Source organism: Anthropogastromicrobium aceti (assembly GCF_020687335.1).
In the GTDB taxonomy this organism is placed as follows: domain Bacteria; phylum Bacillota; class Clostridia; order Lachnospirales; family Lachnospiraceae; genus Anthropogastromicrobium; species Anthropogastromicrobium aceti.
Genome location: NZ_JAJEQN010000041.1, coordinates 16,787 through 32,521 on the forward strand (window position 1 = coordinate 16,787; position 15,735 = coordinate 32,521).

The 15,735-nt window shown below is 40.8% G+C and carries 16 protein-coding genes and 1 pseudogene; 15 read left to right on the forward strand and 2 right to left on the reverse strand.

The features are described 5' to 3' along the window. Nucleotides 1-74 precede the first annotated feature (74 nt). Nucleotides 75-1,991 (forward strand): BMP family ABC transporter substrate-binding protein, encoded by a 1,917-nt coding sequence (locus LKD48_RS13325; protein WP_308732258.1) that lies wholly within the window; start codon nt 75-77, stop codon nt 1,989-1,991. Nucleotides 1,992-2,057: 66 nt separating this feature from the next. Next, a complete protein-coding gene (locus LKD48_RS13330; RefSeq protein WP_308732259.1) occupies nt 2,058-2,723 on the forward strand; it encodes a metallophosphoesterase family protein in 666 nt (221 codons plus the stop codon). Here LKD48_RS13330 and LKD48_RS13335 read toward each other — a convergent pair. Together LKD48_RS13335 and LKD48_RS13340 are read right to left on the reverse strand one after the other, a co-directional pair. Further along, nucleotides 2,709-2,948 carry a hypothetical protein gene (locus LKD48_RS13335; RefSeq protein WP_308732260.1) on the reverse strand — a complete coding sequence of 80 codons (240 nt, stop codon included), beginning with the start codon at nt 2,946-2,948 and terminating at the stop codon, nt 2,709-2,711. The genes LKD48_RS13330 and LKD48_RS13335 overlap by 15 nt on opposite strands. 16 nt (nt 2,949-2,964) lie before the next feature. Further along, entirely contained in the window at nt 2,965-4,446 is a 1,482-nt protein-coding gene (locus LKD48_RS13340) for a cellulase family glycosylhydrolase (protein WP_308732261.1), read from the reverse strand. A gap of 142 nt (nt 4,447-4,588) precedes the next feature. On the opposite strand from LKD48_RS13340, the gene LKD48_RS13345 reads away from it, so the two are divergent. The 13 genes and pseudogenes from LKD48_RS13345 to LKD48_RS13405 all read left to right on the forward strand — a co-directional run bounded on the left by LKD48_RS13345 (nt 4,589) and on the right by LKD48_RS13405 (nt 15,618). Further along, a complete protein-coding gene (locus LKD48_RS13345) occupies nt 4,589-5,506 on the forward strand; it encodes a radical SAM protein (protein WP_308732262.1) in 918 nt (305 codons plus the stop codon). 100 nt (nt 5,507-5,606) lie between these two features. After that, nucleotides 5,607-5,873 carry a hypothetical protein gene (locus LKD48_RS13350; RefSeq protein WP_118615177.1) on the forward strand — a complete coding sequence of 89 codons (267 nt, stop codon included), beginning with the start codon at nt 5,607-5,609 and terminating at the stop codon, nt 5,871-5,873. 46 nt (nt 5,874-5,919) lie between these two features. Beyond that, a complete protein-coding gene (locus LKD48_RS13355) occupies nt 5,920-7,299 on the forward strand; it encodes an aldehyde dehydrogenase (RefSeq protein WP_308732263.1) in 1,380 nt (459 codons plus the stop codon). 157 nt (nt 7,300-7,456) lie between these two features. Beyond that, a complete protein-coding gene (bioB, locus tag LKD48_RS13360) occupies nt 7,457-8,452 on the forward strand; it encodes a biotin synthase BioB (protein WP_308732264.1) in 996 nt (331 codons plus the stop codon). An 18-nt stretch (nt 8,453-8,470) separates the two neighbouring features. Further along, complete coding sequence (locus tag LKD48_RS13365; protein ID WP_227102267.1) at nt 8,471-9,016, forward strand: biotin transporter BioY; 546 nt, start codon at nt 8,471-8,473, stop codon at nt 9,014-9,016. Between the two features lie 217 nt (nt 9,017-9,233). Further along, nucleotides 9,234-10,199, forward strand: coding sequence for a glycoside hydrolase family 43 protein (locus LKD48_RS13370; RefSeq protein WP_308732265.1), 966 nt, complete (start codon nt 9,234-9,236; stop codon nt 10,197-10,199). Between the two features lie 8 nt (nt 10,200-10,207). Next, entirely contained in the window at nt 10,208-10,939 is a 732-nt protein-coding gene (locus LKD48_RS13375; protein WP_308732266.1) for an AzlC family ABC transporter permease, read from the forward strand. Continuing rightward, nucleotides 10,929-11,234, forward strand: a complete 306-nt coding sequence (locus LKD48_RS13380) for an AzlD domain-containing protein (protein ID WP_118615162.1) — start codon at nt 10,929-10,931, stop codon at nt 11,232-11,234. The genes LKD48_RS13375 and LKD48_RS13380 overlap by 11 nt, the downstream gene beginning before the upstream one ends. An 85-nt stretch (nt 11,235-11,319) precedes the next feature. Next, nucleotides 11,320-12,690, forward strand: a complete 1,371-nt coding sequence (locus LKD48_RS13385; RefSeq protein WP_308732267.1) for a helical backbone metal receptor — start codon at nt 11,320-11,322, stop codon at nt 12,688-12,690. Further along, nucleotides 12,690-13,724 (forward strand): FecCD family ABC transporter permease, encoded by a 1,035-nt coding sequence (locus LKD48_RS13390; protein WP_308732268.1) that lies wholly within the window; start codon nt 12,690-12,692, stop codon nt 13,722-13,724. Before LKD48_RS13385 ends, LKD48_RS13390 begins: the two co-directional genes overlap by 1 nt. Before the next feature lie 101 nt (nt 13,725-13,825). Beyond that, nucleotides 13,826-14,662 (forward strand): ABC transporter ATP-binding protein, encoded by an 837-nt coding sequence (locus LKD48_RS13395; protein WP_308732269.1) that lies wholly within the window; start codon nt 13,826-13,828, stop codon nt 14,660-14,662. Nucleotides 14,663-14,945: 283 nt separating this feature from the next. Beyond that, nucleotides 14,946-15,074: pseudogene (locus tag LKD48_RS16565) on the forward strand (methionine ABC transporter ATP-binding protein); the annotation flags it as partial. Between the two features lie 19 nt (nt 15,075-15,093). Further along, complete coding sequence (locus tag LKD48_RS13405; RefSeq protein WP_227102531.1) at nt 15,094-15,618, forward strand: ABC transporter permease subunit; 525 nt, start codon at nt 15,094-15,096, stop codon at nt 15,616-15,618. Nucleotides 15,619-15,735 lie beyond the last annotated feature (117 nt).

Consider the following 15,735-nt stretch of genomic DNA (forward strand, 5'->3'; position numbering starts at 1 on the left):
CAGCAGATAAAATGATGTAAAATAAAGTTGCAAAGAGCAAGAGACTTAGAGAACAGAAAGGTGTGTGGCTGAATATGGCAAGAGAGGATTATCAGAAGGCGCTGAAAAAGGGTGAGAGAAGCTATGCAAGATATCTGTCGGAAGGAAAATATCCGTATTTGCAGGTGCTTGAGGAGCTTTTGTCTCATACGGATGTGGTGGCAGAGGAAGATCTGGGAATTTGTTCCATTCCATCGGAAATGATTGTGGGAACCTTTACGGCAGGAAGACGTACTGCATTTGCACCGAACTTTATGCCGCTGCTCGATGATGAATCGGAGTTTGCAGCCAAGTGGCAGGCTCTTTATAATGCCCATTTGGAAGAGGGAATACATGATCCGATTAAGTGTTATGAGTTTATGAACCGCTACTATGTATTAGAGGGTAATAAGCGTGTCAGTGTATTAAAGTTTTGCGATGCACCTAGTGTGCAGGGTAATGTAACTCGTATTATTCCAAAGAGGACAGATGAGCCAGAGAACCGCCTGTACTTTGAGTTTCTGGCATTTTATAAGTGCTCTAAGGTTAATTACATTGTGTTAAGTAAGCTTGGAAGCTATAGGACTTTATTGGAAAAGCTTGGATTTGAAGTAGATTATAAATGGACAGATGATGACCGTATGGAGGTTCGTTCTTTGTATGTGCGCTTTGAAAAGGTGTATAAGGAAAAGGGAGGAGAACGACCGCCGATTCCGACAGCAGATGCCTTTTTGATGTATCTGGAGCTATATCCGTGTGATCCTCATCAGGAGGAAAAGCTACCATCTCAGATCAAATCAGAGCTTGCAAAGATGTGGGATGAGATTTTGCTTCAGGCAAAGGGAAATCCTTCTGAGATTAAGACAGAGCCACAGGAGGCACCAAAGAAAAATCTGTTTGATTATCTGTTGTCTCCAGGAACAAAGTATTTAAAGATTGCATTTGTACATGATAAAAATCCACAGGATTCTGCATGGATATATGGTCATGAACTTGGACGCATGTATCTTGAGGAACAATTTAAGGGAAAGGTTGAAACAATCTCTTATAATGATGTTTCACAGGGAGCAGAACTTGAAAATACACTTGATGATGCAATTGAAAAAAAATGCAACATTATATTTACAACAACGCCGCAGTTTCTTGAAGGCAGCATAAAGACAGCGATAAAAAATCCATCTGTCAAGATTTTAAATTGTTCTGTTGACACGAATCATCAGTGTATTCGTACCTACTATGCGCGCTTGTTTGAGGCAAAATTTTTATCAGGACTTGTAGCAGGAGCATTGTGTAAAAATGGAAAGATTGGCTATATGGCTGATTATCCGATCTGTGGAATGATTGCTAACATCAATGCATTTGCGATTGGCGTGAAGATGGTTAATCCAAATGCAACGATTCAGCTGGAGTGGACGACGGTGCGCAGCAAACAGGAAATTCTTGAAGATTTTAAGGCAAATGAAGTAAATCTTGTATCATGTCTTGAGATGATTGTACCTAATTCACCGTCACGCTATTTTGGACTGGTCAATATAGAAAAGGATGAGCCGGAGAATTTGACAGCTGTGATATGGAACTGGGGTGCGCTTTATAAAAAGCTTGTAGAGACAGTGCAAAATGGTGCATGGGACAGTGCAGGCTCAGACGGTGTTGCGCTTAATTACTGGTGGGGAATGTCAGCAGGTGTTGTTGATTTCATCTGTTCGCCAAAGGTTCCAGTAAAGACAAAACAGTTAGTTGAGTTTATGCAGCATCAGATTATGGAAGGCGGCTTTAGTCCGTTTTCAGGAGAGCTGTACTCACAGGAAGGTATTGTACAAAGCGATGACAATCGTTCACTGACACCAGAAGAAATTATTAACATGAGATGGCTGGCCGATAATGTGAATGGCAGTCTGCCGCATTGGAACAAATTAAATGAGGATGCAAAGGCTGTAGTTGAGGTTCAGGGTGTAGATAATATAGAAGAGTAGAAAAAGCGGTTATGAAGGCGCAGCGAAGTATAGCTGCGCTGGATTATAGCAGAGGTAGAGGTAGGAATGAGAATACTGGTAATTGCAGATATCGAGTCGAAGGCGCTGTGGGACTATTTTGATAAGTCGATGCTTGAAAATGTGGATCTGATTGTTTCGTGCGGAGACTTAAATCCCAAATATCTGTCCTTTCTGGCAACATTTACAAAGGCACCTGTGATTTATGTGAGGGGAAATCATGATGCAAAATATGAGATGACACCTCCTGATGGCTGTATCTGCATTGAAGATGATATTTTTGAGTTTCATGGTGTACGTTTGCTTGGTCTTGGGGGATCAATGCGCTACAAAGAGGGAAGTAACATGTTCACGGAAAAGGAGATGAAAAAGCGTGTGAATAAGATGCGTTTTAAGCTGCGAAAGAAAGATGGCTTTGACATTCTTGTTACGCATGCGCCGGCATATCAGTTAAATGACGGTGATGACATTCCACACAAGGGATTTCAGGTATTCAGGGACTTAATGGACTGTTATAAGCCACTTTTGTTTGTACATGGTCATGTGCATGCCAATTACGGAGGACGTTATAAAAGAGAGTGTAAGTATAATGAAACACGTGTAGTGAATGCATATGAGCGTTATTATATTGATATTGATGATGAAGTGATTGCGGAAAATCGAAAAAAAAGAGGTCCGAAGACCCCTTTAATCGGAAATTTATTTCCTAAATGATTTATCGTCGTCATCTGGTGACGAAGAATTTTTCTTTGCAAAAAACTGAAGAAGATAGATAACGATTGGGATAAAGAATGTACAGAATAAAGCACTGCATAAAAATCCCTGTGAAGTCGGGCTGTTAAAGAACGAAGCGATAAGCGCTGCGAGATAAAGTCCGACTAAAAGTATGATGCCTAAAATGGCAAGAACACGTTGTTTTTTTGTATATTTTGATTTCATCAAAAAGCTCCTAGTTTTATTCAAAGGTGATATTTGTCAGTTCAGGTGACTGAACACCATACACGATCATTCCAAAGGTGATATAAGAGCCTGCCGGGATGGTCGTGTTATAGTCTACTGGAATGAAAAGACGATTATTTCCAGAGCCGCCAATTTCACATGACCAGTATTCCTTTGGTGAAATTTCCTCATTCCAGGTTATGCGAAAACGCCAGTTTGTTACATCAGAAGAAGATGTATTTGAAACAGTTACATCATAAGAGGCATACTGCATGGACGTATCGGCCCAGGTATCAGTAAGGCTTACAGAAACATTGCAGCCATTGCTAAAGCTCCAATAATCATCACTTGCGTAAAGTGTAGTAGGAGTGTCGACAGCCGCTGTTGGAGCGGCAGCTGCTTTGTCATAAATTGAAGTATTATTTTGCTGATTCTGTAAAAACCATTGTCCGGCAGGCGAATAATCATCAAAAGTCCAGTCGGATAATGATGTGCACGAGGAACGAAGAAGAGCACAGGTTTCGTCTTTGTTTGAAAGATTCCAGTAAATGTAGCCAATGCCGTTTTCATTTAACAGTTTCATCCAGGTATCAGCGCTTGTGGTATCAACGATTCCGCTTCCGGAAGCCTCCGTAATGCCAAATTCTGATACAAAGACAGGAAGACCATTTGTGAGTGCAGTCTGCAGCTTGCTTTGCAGATCTTCCTTGTGGGTTGCCGCATAAAAATGAAGACTATAAAGGAGATTGGTGCGCTCAATTGGAGATGAAGAAGCAATATCCACATCCTGACTCCAGGTTGGGGTACCAACAATTACAATGCTTTGCGGTGCATACATACGAATGCGGTCAATCACGTCAACAGAGTAGCTTTTGATTTCGTCCCATGAGGTATCACCGTTTGGCTCATTGCAGATCTCATACAAAATGTTTGGTTTGTCACCATAAGTGGAAGCAATCTTTTCGAAGAAAGAAAGGGCAGTTTCCTTGTAGAGATTTGGGTTGGAATCTGAAAGAATATGCCAGTCTACGATCACATACATATCCAACTGTATGGCAGCTTCAATACCAGAAGTCAGACAGGCAAGCATTTGCTGTCTTGCAGTGTCATCACTGACGCAATAGCCGCCATCTTCTGCTGTGTACATGGCAAGGCGGATTGTGTTGATATTGAACTCATCACGAAGTTTGCGAAATGTATCGACATTTACATACTCCGGATACCAAGCCAAATTGTGTGTACTTATACCCTGAATTTGGAAGACAGATTGATTTTTGTCCACTACAAATCCAGATGATGAGACACTTAACTGACCATGTTCGCTGACAATACCAGCTGCCTCAATAGCAGAATCGTCTGTAGTTTCCGCCTGCAGCGTAGCTTCGGCTTCTGCTGCAAAAGAGGGACGCACAGAGCAAAGGATCATAAGACAAAGCACAAACATAAAAACCCCACGAGATCGGAAGGTGTTAAAAATAAAATGTGCATCAAAATACATGATAGCACCTCCATGATAAATTATAATGGGTAAGTGGTAATAAAGTAAAATCATTACAATCAATTCTATCATATAGCTTTTTGGGAGAAACACAACTGCTTTTTGGGAATTGTAAGAAAAAGTTAAATATGGAGACAAAAAAATGGAAGAAAATAAGCATTTTACGATAGACTGGACTAATTGCAGGCTGTGTCCGCGCGAGTGTGGTGCTGACCGTACGCGTGGTTTTGGCGCCTGTAAAGTTGGAAACACAATAACGGCAGCAAGAGCTGCCCTTCATATGTGGGAGGAGCCATGCATCTCTGGTGATGAGGGATCAGGAGCTGTATTTTTTTCAGGCTGTAATTTAGGCTGTGTATATTGTCAGAATAGAGAAATTGCGCTTGGTCATTCTGGCAGGACAATTACACAAGATAGGCTTTGCGAGATTTACATGGAGCTTCAGGAAAAAAAGGCAAATAATATCAATCTCGTGACGGCAGGCCATTATCTGCCAATTGTCATTGAGAGCATAAAGCGAGCAAGGAAGAGTGGATTGACAATTCCAATTGTCTATAACTCGAGCGGATATGAAAAGGTTGAGGCAATTGAGGCACTTGATGGAATTGTGGATATTTTTTTGCCGGATTTTAAGTATATAAGCAGTGAGATGGCTGCGCGCTATTCTAATGCACCAGATTATCCAGAGATAGCAAAGCGTGCTCTTGCACAGATGGTAAAGCAAACTGGAGATGCAAAATTTGATGAGAGAGATATGATGAAGCGAGGTGTGATTGTGCGTCATTTGATTTTGCCAGGCCATATAAAAGAGTCAAAAGAAGCCATTCGTTATCTATATGAGACATACGGTGATCAGATCTATATAAGTATTATGAACCAATACACACCGATGCCGGGAATTGAGAAGCGCTTTAAAAATCTTGGCCGCACGATCACGCAGAAGGAATATGATGAGGTTGTGGACTATGCAATTGATTTGGGTGTGGAAAATGGATTTATACAAGAAGGTGAGACTGCAAAGGAAAGCTTTATTCCACAGTTTGATGATACAGGATTATAATGGTTGAAAAAGACACACAAAACAGCTATAATAGATCAATATAAACAAAACACGATTGCTGTTTTGTATTCAAATGTGGATAATGTTGGAGGAAGTGATTATGGAAAAAATACGAATTGATCTGGTAAGATTAAAGACAGAGGAGGATGCGCTGAAGCGTTTCGGACGTCTTAAAGGAATGCCGGCAGATTATAATAGTGAGCTTGAGGAGCTTCACGGTATTTTACAAGCATGGGACAAGCCATTAAAAATAGAGATCGTTATAGGCGGAAATATCGGCCCATTTACAAAGCTGATGGAGATGCTAGAGAATGTAAGAACAACAAATAATAATTTATTGTTTGTTGTTATCATGTATATGGCGTAAGTCTTATCTTTCTAAAAGGGGAAAATTTTGGGGGAGAGATATAATCATGACACAGACAGAAATTGAAAAGTTAGTCAAAAAGCAGCGGGACTTTTTTAATTCTGGTGAGACTTTGAATGTATCGTTTCGTATAAGCGCACTAGAAAAACTGAGAGCATGCATTATAAAATATGAAAAAAAGATCAATCAGGCAATTTGTGCAGATTTAGGAAAATCCGCTTTTGAGAGCTATATGTGTGAAACAGGACTTGTTTTAAGTGAGCTGACATATATGATAAAGCATACGCGCAAATTTGCAAAAGAGCGGACAGTACATACACCGCTTGCACAGTTTCATTCAAGAAGCTATCAAAAGCCATCTCCATATGGTGTGGTGCTGATTATGAGTCCTTGGAATTATCCTCTTATGCTGACGTTTGAACCATTAGTTGATGCGCTAGCAGCAGGCAATACGGCTATAGTAAAACCGAGTGCTTATTCTGCAAATACAAGTGAGCTTATCAGCCACATGTTAAGAGAATGCTTTGATGAAAAATATGTGGCAGTTGTCACAGGCGGACGGGAAGAAAATACATGTCTGTTAAATGAGAATTTTGATTATATTTTCTTTACAGGCAGTCAGTCTGTCGGAAAAGAAGTAATGCGCTGCGCTTCAGCTCATCTAACGCCAATTACACTTGAGCTTGGCGGAAAGAGTCCATGTATCGTTCATAAATCAGCCAACATCAAGCTTGCAGCGAAACGAATTGTATTTGGAAAATTTTTAAATTGCGGACAGACATGTGTTGCACCAGATTATATTTACTGTGACAGTGCAGTAAAAGATGAGCTGGTGAATGAATTAAAAAAACAGATACAAAAGCAATATGGAAGGCAGCCATTAAAGCGAAAACAATATGGAAAGATCATTAACGAGAAACATTTTGACAGGCTTCTTGGACTGATTGATTACAAAAAGGTTGTTGTTGGCGGAACTGCAAATCGAAGTACTTTGCAAATTGAGCCGACCATAATGGATAATGTAACATTTTCAGATTTAGTTATGCAGGAAGAAATCTTTGGACCGATTCTTCCAGTTTTGACATATGACTTTATTGATGAGGCAGTTGATACAATTCGCAGTATGGCACACCCACTGGCACTTTATATTTTTACACAGGATAAGTGCGCAGCCAAAAGTGTAATAGAAAAAATCGGATTTGGTGGCGGCTGTATAAATGACACGCTGATTCATCTGGCAACAAGCGAGATGCCGTTTGGCGGCTTTGGTGAGAGTGGTATGGGAAGCTATCATGGAAAAACAGGCTTTGACACCTTTACTCATTACAAAAGTATTGTAGACAAGAAAACGTGGATAGATCTGCCGATTAGATATCGTCCATATCACAATTGGAAGAGGAAGCTGCTTTGCTTATTTTTAAAATAGTTACGTGAAAGCCATTGCACCTTCGGGCTTTCGTAACATGACGTGTGAACTGTAGCTTTATTTATGAAAGAAATGTTAACTATAAAATAAAAATAGGTTGACAATCAAAACAAAAAAGAGTACAATCAATTCGAATTTGCCGGGAGGAGGAAAAAACATGGATATGCAAAAGCTGGCAGAGGAGATTATTGAAGGAAAGAGACTGACAAGAAAAGATGATCTGTCTTTTTTTCTGGACTGTGATTTAGATGACCTGTGCAAAGGCGCGGATAAAATTCGTGAGCATTTTGTAGGAGATAAGGTAGATCTTTGTTCAATCATTAATGGAAGAAGCGGACGCTGCCCTGAGGACTGTAAGTATTGTGCGCAGTCGGCGCATCATCACACAGATTGTGAGGTATATGGCTTTTTACCAGAGGAGCAGATTATAGAAGCCTGTAAGATGAATGAGAGAGAAGGCGTAGATCGTTTCTCAATCGTTACGGCAGGAAAGGCACTTACAGGTGAGGAGTTTGAAAAGGCTATTCACGCGTATGAGACGATGAAGAAGGAATGTCGCATTGATCTTTGTGCTTCAATGGGTTTTCTGACAAGAGAGCAGCTTCACAGACTTCATGAGGCAGGTGTGTCAAGTTATCATCACAATATTGAGACTTCAAAACGTTATTTTCCACAGATCTGCACGACACATACATATGAGCAAAAGATTGCCACATTAAAGATGGTAAAGGAAGAGGGCATGTATGTCTGTTCCGGTGGAATTATCGGTATGGGTGAGACGTGGGAGGATCGTATTGATATGGCGGTAAGTCTTTTTGAGTGCGGTGTCGACTCAATTCCGATAAACTCACTGATGCCAATTAAAGGCACACCACTTGAGAATCTTGAACGAATCTCGGAACCTGATATTTTGCGTACTGTTGCTTTGTTTCGCTATATTAATCCAAAGGCAGATATTCGCCTTGGCGCTGGACGTGCTCTTTTGACAAATGATGGAGAGTTAGCATTTGAATCTGGTGTATCAGCAACGATCACAGGAAATATGTTGACAACAGTTGCCTGTGCAACAATTAGAAGCGATAAAAAAATGCTTGAGGGAATCGGAAGAAATGTGACACCAGAGTATGAGAAGACTCAAAAAACAGCAAAGTAAGAGAGGAAATAAATAATCATGAGAAATGAATCTGTCAAGACAATGACAATGTGTGCGATTATGGCGGCACTTATGTGTATTTTGGGACCAATGTCCATCCCGATCGGAGCAGTTCCGATCTCTTTTACGAATCTTGTAATTTACCTGACTGTTTACCTGCTTGGCGCAAAGAAAGGCTGCATCAGCTATCTGATTTATATGCTTCTTGGTGTGGTTGGACTTCCTGTATTTTCTGGTTATACAGGCGGTATTGCAAAGCTGGCAGGCCCGACGGGCGGTTATCTTGTAGGATTTATTCTGCTTGCCTTAATCAGCGGAATTGTTCTGGAAAAGACAAACAGAAACATTGTTTGGAGCTTTGTTGGTATGGTAGCCGGAACAGCCATTGCTTATCTGTTTGGAACAGTTTGGTTTGTAATCCAGGCACAGTGTACAGTAGGCTATGCATTAAGCGTATGTGTAATGCCATTTATCCCATTTGATTTACTCAAGATGGTAATTGCAATTGCATTAGGTAAGGTTGTTTTTATAGCATTAAAGAGAAGCAGCCTGCTTCCAGCGTAATTAGTAGAATCGACGTAATTAAAAATTAAAAATAGTGAAGTACACTCCCTCATGACTTTTAAATAAGCCACGAGGGAGTTTTTTCATCATTGTTTTTCTATTTTTGCTGTGCTATGATAGGAGAAATGGGAAAATAATGGGGATAAGAATAGGGTCAGTGTACCCAGTAAAAAAGCCACTGTCCCTGTCCCCGTGAAAACAAGGAGGTAATGAAAGGATGCAGGCATATTTATTTGTACATTTTAGAGAGAAGACAACGCCGGATGGAGAGCAGGTCTACTTTGGTGTAAGCAAGGATGGCTTTAACTGGGAAGAGGTAAACGGCGGTGCGCCAGTGCTTTGGGCTTATTATGGTGATAAGGGAGTGCGTGATTTTACTGTAGTGCGCTGCAAAAATCCACAGACTGGAAAGGAAAAATTTGTTATTCTGGCAACAGATTTAAGCTTGTCTTATGGAATGCGCGGACAGTATCATCATTCATGGGATGAGATCGGTCGTAACGGAAGTAAAAGCCTTGCAATATGGGAGTCAGATGATCTTGTAAACTGGACGGAGCAGCGTCTTGCAAAGATTGGAGACGAACAGTTTGGCTGTTTGTGGGCACCAGATGTTATTTATGATAAAAAGGCAGAAGATTATGTTGTGCACTGGTCTTCTTCTCATGCAAGAAATAATTACGGTGAAAAAGCAATTTTTTATAGCCGCACAAAGGATTTTAAAGAATTTTCAAAGCCGGAAATTTTATATGAGTGGAAAGAACATGATATAATAGATTCCGCACTTTATGAGGAAGATGGAAGCTACTATCTGTTTGTTAAGAGTGGTCAAAATCCAGCGCGTATACTGCTGCTTCGTTCAGATGAAATCACTGGACCATATACGAGAATTGAAGCGTTTGATAAGAGTATGGAGACCATCGAGGAAGGCAAATATGAGGCAGCAACAGCTGTTAAGTTAGAGGATGGCAGATGGTGTCTTTTCTTAGATTACTATGGCGTGCCGGGTGCAGGACAAGGGTATGTGCCATTTGTCGCAGATAGTTTAGCAAGTGGAAACTTTATAAGAAGTGACGCCGCATTTTCGTTCCCATATGGTTTTAAACACGGAACCATTCTTAAAATTTCCATGGAGGAGTATCAGCGTATTAAAGACCATGACTGGTCAGATAAGGGCTGGCAGTAAGCAGTACAATGAGTAACAAGAGAGCATTCAGCAAGGGGATGTATGACAGCATCCCCATTGCACTTGCCTATTTCGCAGTTGCATTTTCACTTGGAATTATGGCAAGAAAAGCAGGACTAACCCCGTTTCAGGGTTTTCTATCAAGTATGCTCAACCATGCATCAGCAGGTGAGTATGCAGAATTTACTGTAATAGAGGCAGGTGCGCCTTACATTGAGATGGCACTCGTCATCCTTATAACAAACGCAAGATATCTTTTGATGAGCTGTGCATTAAGTCAGCGTTTTGCACCAGATGCACAGCTTATCCACCGTGTATTAGTCGGATTTGGCATTACCGATGAGATCTTTGGAATCTCCATTGCAAGACCTGGAAATGTGAATCCTTTTTATACTTATGGAGCAATGGCGCTCGCACTGCCGGCATGGTCATCTGCAACGGCAATAGGAATTGTTGCAGGAAATATCCTGCCGGCTTCTGCCGTAAGTGCGCTTAGCGTTGCATTGTATGGCATGTTTTTAGCAATTGTCATTCCGCCTACAAAGAAAAACAAAGTTTTAGGTGGTGTTGTTTTGATTAGTTTTGTATTCAGTGGCCTGTTTACATGGCTTCCAGTCACAAAAACTTTGTCTGCAAGTATGAGAACTATAATCTTGACAATTGTAATCGCAGGAGCAGCCGCAGTATTGTTTCCAGTGAAGGACGAAACGCAGGAAGGAGATAAAAACTATGCAGCATAATATTTATCTGTATATCATGGTGTCTGCGCTTGTATCCTTTGCCGTGCGCGCGGTGCCGCTTACACTGATCCGAAAGAAAATTGAAAATCCATTTTTAAAGTCATTTTTATTCTATGTACCGTATGTAACGTTATCTGTCATGACTTTTCCAGCGATTGTAGAAACGACTGCTGTGCCGATTGCAGGAGTACTGGCACTTATAGCAGGAATCATTGCTGCTAGAAAGGGTGTAAGTATGTTTCTAGTGGCAGTAATATGCTGCGTGATTGTGTTTGCGGCAGAGATGTTAATTTGAGGAACACTGCAGTTCTGCCTTTAAAATAATTTGCTTGAAATACAGGCCATAGTTCGTTATAATATAGAGCGCAAAAGAATATGTGATGCAGAAAAAATCTGCAGTTAGGAGTTTTATGAGAAAGTATCAGAAGATGCAGGCAATTATTATGTGTGGAGCACTTGTGGCGTCAAGTACATCTGTATTGGCAGCAAAAGAGGCAAGCAGCGAAGCTAAGTCTGAATCAGCGACAGAAGCAGTATCTGAGGCAGGCGAATCTGAGGAGTCTGGCGAGGTTAGCTATCCGCTTACATTAACCGGAACAGACGGCACTGAAATTACAATTAATGAGGAGCCTGAAAAGATTGTATCCATGGGACCCAATATGACAGAGATTCTGTATGCAATCGGTGCAGGTGATAAATTAGTCGGAAGAACCGATTACTGCGATTATCCGGCAGCAGTCAGCGAGGTTGAGTCTGTTGGCAGTATTTCAAATGCAGATATTGAGAAAATTTTAAGCCTGGAGCCAGATCTGGTTCTTGCCTCTACTCATTTTTCAGATGATGCAGTAAAGCAGCTTGATGATGCTGGTGTTCCTGTTTTGTATCTCTATGATGAGGGCGATATGGAAGGCGTTTATGATATGATCAGCTTGGTTGGCGAGGCTGTAAACTGTGAAGAAGCAGCAGAAAAGACCGTTGATGAAATGCAGACAAAGATGGACTATGTTTCTGATCGTCTGGCAAATGTTGATGAGAATCCGACAGTTTATTATGTAGTTGGATACGGTGAGTACGGCGATTATACAGCTGGAGGAGATACTTTCGTAAATGGTATTCTGACAGCGGCAGGCGGTGACAACATTGCATCAGATGTGGAGGGATGGTCATATTCCACAGAGACACTTCTGGAGAAGGATCCGCAGTATGTTATCTTAAATGCTTATAATGAGGAAGGTTTCTGCACAACAGATCCGTATACTGAGCTGAGTGCAGTAAAGAATGGTTTTGTAGAGACTATTGATACTAACATGCTTGATCGTCAGGGACCGAGAAATGCAGATGCTGTTGTAGAGTTAGCACAGATGCTTCATCCAGAGTGCTTCCCATCAGATACTGAGTATCCGGTTAATGTAAAAAGTGGTGTTGTAGAGTACAATATCGAATCTTGCCCAGAGAGCGTTTACGCTGCAAGCGAGGAAGTTTTCGATCTGTTAAAGGAAATCGGTGTAGTTAGTGAGGATGCCGAGTATGAACAAAAAAGTGTTGAGGACGTTGTTTTAGAGGCTCCGGCAGTTGTTGTTGCAGATGCAGAGTATTCTGCTGAGGAAAAGGCAAAGTTTGACGATGCCAATATTCCTGTTATCTATGTTGATGCAGAAGATGATGAGACTGTAATCACACTTGGTCAGATATTTAACTGTAACGCAAAGGCCGATGAGGTTGCTTACGTAAAGGCAGCATTAGAAAAGTAATGGAAAAGAAAAAAACATATTTGTATATTTATGTTTGCATGGCAGCTCTTCTTTTTGTGGGAGCTGCCATTTCCCTAAGTGTTGGATCTGCAGAGATTGGCATAATAGGGAGCATTAAGCTTGCGCTGTCTGGTATTCCAGGAATAGGCCAATTTGTGGATATATCAGCGTATAGCACGATGCAGCGCTATATAATTTTGCAGGTTCGCCTGCCTCGAGTTTTGCTTGCAGCACTTGTTGGTGCAGGACTTTCGGCAGCGGGAGGCGTGTTTCAGGGGATTTTTCAAAATCCGCTTGCTGATCCGCATATTTTAGGTGTATCCTCAGGTGCCGCACTTGGCGCAACGATTGCTATTCTTTTTGGTGTACAGGTGAGTGTTTTGGGGATTGGAACTATTGGTGTGTGTGCTTTTATTGGTGCGATTTTAACAATTATGCTAGTATATTTGATTGGAGGCATGAAAAAGGGAGCAAAGACAATAGGTATCCTTCTTACAGGAACGGCAATCAGTACACTTTTTTCAGCTGTGATGTCACTTCTTATGTCCCTTAATCATGATAAGATCGAACAAGTCTATCTGTGGACAATGGGAAGCTTTTCATCTGCAGTGTGGGTGAAGGTTTGTTATGTGGCTATCTGTGAAATGATTTGTCTTTGTGTCTGCATTGTCTTGTCAAAGGATCTGAATTTGATGGCGATGGGTGAGGAGACGGCACAGAGTCTTGGTATCGAGACAGCGCGTATACGCCGAATTTTGATTTTAGTAGTATCGGTGATGGTTGCCGCATGTGTTTCCGTCAGCGGTGTGATTGGTTTTGTCGGACTAGTGATTCCTCATATTGTACGATTTTTGCTTGGTGATGATTATCGAAGAATTTTGCCTGGGGCGATTCTTGGAGGCGGATTTTTCTTGATGATTTGCGATACGTTAGCGCGCACAGTGACTGCACCGGGAGAACTGCCAGTTGGTGTGCTGACAGCAATTGTCGGGGCACCATATCTGATTCTGCTAATTAAGAAGAAGTTGGCGTGAGAAATTTCTAACGTTTACGGTCCACAATCTAGATTAGCAGCGAGCCGCTTTCGTAGAATACCCTCGTGAACAGCGTAAAATCAAAAAAGGAGAAAACAATCGTGAGTCGACAAGGAAATAAAAAAGAATCGGCATCGGGAATGGATTTGCTCAAATCAGTAGATATTGTAAGCAATCATCTGACCTGGACACCAGAAGGGATGGATCATCCAATTTTAAAAGATATCACGCTTACTCTTGAGCCAGGTCACATCTATGGAATTATCGGGCCAAACGGAGCCGGGAAATCGAGCTTTCTGCGTCATGTACTCGCATTTTTAAAAACAGAGAGTAAAGAAAGCATGAAAATTGGTGATGTGCCGGCTGACGATTATCCGCGAAAAAAGCTTGCAAGACTGCTCTCATTTGTGCCGCAGAAGACAGATATTGAGACAGACTTTACGGCAGAGGAGATCGTGATGACAGGACGTACACCATATCAGGGACGATTTGAGGGAACCTCAATCGGTGATAAAGAAGCAGTTTATCGCGCTTTTTCGCTCACAAAAGCAGATAAGCTTAAGAATAAAAAATTTGCTATCTTAAGCGGCGGCGAAAAACAAAAGATTGTGATTGCACGCGCGGTAGCACAAACCACACCTTGGATGCTTCTTGATGAACCGATTACAAGCCTTGACATTAAAAACCAGATTGAAATCATGCAGACGCTTTCGGAATTAAACAGACAGGAAGGCGTATCTGTGCTTATGGTGCTTCATGATATCAATCTGGCTGGAATTTATTGTGATCGTCTGATTATGCTAAAAGATGGGCAGGTAATTGCAGCAGGAAATACAAATGAATGTCTATGTGAAGAAAATTTAAAGAAACTTTATGATATATCATTTTTTCATATGGATACAAAAAAAGGACAGCGATATTATTACGCTGAAATATAAATGATACCAGGGTCAAAAGGTCAGAAAGCCGATGCAAGCTTGCTTGCAAGAGATTTTTTGAACTCTTGACCCGCCAAAAATATGAGTAAGTAGCCATTTTTCAAAGAAAAATGAGCGGATTACGAATGTTTTTGAAGATTGCGAGAGTGCAAAGCACGTAGCAATCTGGTATCAAAATAAATAGTTAAAATAAAAGCTCACGATGAAAATCGTGGGCTTTTGCTATACTTTCAACCAACAGAAAAGAAAACAAAAAGAAAACAAATTTTATCTTTTCTGTGCAGAAAGAGTAGGAATTGCAAGAGCCTTGGCAACAGATCCATCTATTTTGCTTAGCGATGAATCAACTAGTGCACTTGATCCAAAAATGACAAAAGCGATCATCAAGCTGTTAAAGAGAATCAATAAGGAAGACGCAAAGGAGAAAAAATATGGCACTTGAAGAATTTCTTGGAATATCAAATGATAAGCTGTTAACATCATTTGCAGAGACATTATACATGGTTGGAATAGCCCTGATTATTGTAACGATTGTCGCATTTGTTCTGGCAATCGTGCTGATCTTTACAAGAAAGGGCGGGTTATACCAGAATGTGGTGATTTATAATATCATCAATGTGATAATTAATATTGTAAGAAGTACACCATTTGTTGTTCTTCTGGTTGCAATTATGCCAGTTACAAAGTTTTTAATAGGAACGAGAATTGGAGCAACAGCAGCAATTGTGCCTCTTACAGTAAACGCGATACCGCTTTTGACACGCTTATTTGAAAATTCCCTTCTCGATACAGGAAATGGCATTTTAGAAGCTGCACTGGCAATGGGGGCAACACCGCTGCAGCTTGTTACAAAATTTATTTTGCCAGAGTCACTTGGATCTGTTATAAAATTTTTAGGCGAAAACCCAGGGCTTGCCCCTGGGATGAAGCCAAGAAATATTTTTCTAAATCTTTAATGTCGATATCTTCTGAATATAACAGATCTAACAGCATAAAAGGCACATTTAATTAAAAAATTTATGCTATTAAATCGGGAAAAAATCACATTCTTTGAACTTGCACATTGAGAAATT

Excerpts from the sequence above, each read along its gene's own strand:
- LKD48_RS13350 (WP_118615177.1), top strand. The coding sequence starts at position 5,607 with ATGGAAAAAATACGAATTGATCTGGTAAGATTAAAGACAGAGGAGGAT.
- LKD48_RS13355 (WP_308732263.1), top strand. The coding sequence starts at position 5,920 with ATGACACAGACAGAAATTGAAAAGTTAGTCAAAAAGCAGCGGGACTTT.
- LKD48_RS13325 (WP_308732258.1), top strand. The coding sequence starts at position 75 with ATGGCAAGAGAGGATTATCAGAAGGCGCTGAAAAAGGGTGAGAGAAGC.
- LKD48_RS13345 (WP_308732262.1), top strand. The coding sequence starts at position 4,589 with ATGGAAGAAAATAAGCATTTTACGATAGACTGGACTAATTGCAGGCTG.
- LKD48_RS13390 (WP_308732268.1), top strand. The coding sequence starts at position 12,690 with ATGGAAAAGAAAAAAACATATTTGTATATTTATGTTTGCATGGCAGCT.
- LKD48_RS13370 (WP_308732265.1), top strand. The coding sequence starts at position 9,234 with ATGCAGGCATATTTATTTGTACATTTTAGAGAGAAGACAACGCCGGAT.
- LKD48_RS13405 (WP_227102531.1), top strand. The coding sequence starts at position 15,094 with ATGGCACTTGAAGAATTTCTTGGAATATCAAATGATAAGCTGTTAACA.
- bioB (WP_308732264.1), top strand. The coding sequence starts at position 7,457 with ATGGATATGCAAAAGCTGGCAGAGGAGATTATTGAAGGAAAGAGACTG.
- LKD48_RS13335 (WP_308732260.1), bottom strand. The coding sequence starts at position 2,948 with ATGAAATCAAAATATACAAAAAAACAACGTGTTCTTGCCATTTTAGGC.
- LKD48_RS13340 (WP_308732261.1), bottom strand. The coding sequence starts at position 4,446 with ATGTATTTTGATGCACATTTTATTTTTAACACCTTCCGATCTCGTGGG.
- LKD48_RS13375 (WP_308732266.1), top strand. The coding sequence starts at position 10,208 with ATGAGTAACAAGAGAGCATTCAGCAAGGGGATGTATGACAGCATCCCC.
- LKD48_RS13380 (WP_118615162.1), top strand. The coding sequence starts at position 10,929 with ATGCAGCATAATATTTATCTGTATATCATGGTGTCTGCGCTTGTATCC.
- LKD48_RS13330 (WP_308732259.1), top strand. The coding sequence starts at position 2,058 with ATGAGAATACTGGTAATTGCAGATATCGAGTCGAAGGCGCTGTGGGAC.
- LKD48_RS13385 (WP_308732267.1), top strand. The coding sequence starts at position 11,320 with ATGCAGAAAAAATCTGCAGTTAGGAGTTTTATGAGAAAGTATCAGAAG.
- LKD48_RS13365 (WP_227102267.1), top strand. The coding sequence starts at position 8,471 with ATGAGAAATGAATCTGTCAAGACAATGACAATGTGTGCGATTATGGCG.